Here is a 252-nt window from a genome sequence, read left to right as displayed (position 1 = left end):
GGCCACCGCGACCACGTCACGACGGAATTCTTCGGGGTAGGGCTTCGGCACGGTGACGCATCCTCTCACAGAGAAGACCGAACGGTCTCCTCAGGTCAGGAGTCAACCGACGCCGGGGCAGTCCCTTCGGGTAGGCGTTCGTAGTCGCGGACGCATCGGCGGCGTCGGGTGATCCGGGCCAGGGTGCGTTCGACGAGCCAACGCCGGGGCAGGACAACGAATCCCGAGGTGTCGTCGCTGCGTTTGACGATG

General features: G+C 65.9%; 1 pseudogene. It reads right to left on the bottom strand.

Annotated elements, in window-relative coordinates:
• Positions 1–134: 134 nt before the first annotated feature.
• Positions 135–252 (bottom strand): annotated as a pseudogene (locus tag IU459_RS38185) (IS5 family transposase); the annotation flags it as partial.

It is taken from the genome of Nocardia amamiensis (assembly GCF_015477605.1).
GTDB lineage: Bacteria > Actinomycetota > Actinomycetes > Mycobacteriales > Mycobacteriaceae > Nocardia > Nocardia amamiensis_A.
This window is presented reverse-complemented; position numbering and strand designations above follow the sequence as displayed.